This window comes from Psychrobacter sp. TWP2-1-2, from assembly GCF_049896785.1.
Taxonomy (GTDB): Bacteria; Pseudomonadota; Gammaproteobacteria; order Pseudomonadales; family Moraxellaceae; genus Psychrobacter.
In genome coordinates, this window is the sequence record NZ_JAFCVA010000046.1 from 1 (window position 1) to 801 (window position 801).

1 protein-coding gene is annotated in these 801 nt (G+C 42.3%); it reads right to left on the bottom strand.

Annotation, left to right across the window (positions count from 1 at the left end; translation table 11 throughout):
- Positions 1-12: 12 nt before the first annotated feature.
- Positions 13-764, bottom strand: a protein-coding gene (locus ACP7AE_RS14165; protein ID WP_145990073.1) for an IS5 family transposase whose coding sequence is annotated in 2 segments (ribosomal slippage) — positions 13-536 and positions 536-764 — 753 coding nt in all. Because the reading frame shifts where the segments join, the coding sequence is not laid out codon by codon here.
- Positions 765-801: the final 37 nt, after the last annotated feature.

The following is an 801-nucleotide window of genomic DNA, read 5'->3' on the forward strand; positions in this document are numbered from 1 at the left end:
TAGGGCGTGTCCCTAATTCAGTTTGCAATGAATCATAGTACAAGCTAGATACAGCATAGACTTATAATTACGAGCCAATTTCTCGTATCTAGTCGCAATACTACGGAAGTGCTTTAGCCTTGCAAACGTGTTTTCAACTAAGTGTCGTAGTTTATATAAATAGTGATCAAACGCTACATCTGGTTGTTTAGCATTTTTTCTTTTAGGGATGACAGGGCTTATGTTATCTTGCTTTAGCCTAGTTCTAATGGTTTCAGAATCATAAGCTTTATCAGCAATAAAGTAGGTCGCATCCGTTAGCATCTCTATAATATCATCTACCGCTTGGCTGTCGTGGACGTCACCCCCAGTGATTTTAAAATCAATCGGGTTTCCATGCGAATCGACGGCGAGATGAATCTTGGTAGTGGTTCCACCTCGTGACTTTCCAGTAGCTCGAAGCTCTCCTCGTCTTGCGCCGCTTGAATGCTGATGACAGCGGATATAGCTTCCGTCTGCGAATACCCATTCTTCATCAATACTTGCTCGTAGGTCAAAAAAAATTGTTCCCACAACCCCTTTTTTGACAACCTATTAAAACGGTTGTAGGCCGTTTTCCATGGACATAGCTCACTCGGTATATCACGCCATGGCGCGCCTGTACGAAGTTTCCACAATATGGCTTCCATGACTTGTTTGTCGTTTTTCCAAGTATGACAGCCATGAGCCTTCATGGTACTTTGGAGTTGTTCCCATGTATTATCGGTGAGCACTGTTCTTGCCATAATTTAGAGAGCCCTGTTTGAAATAGTCTCTTTATTT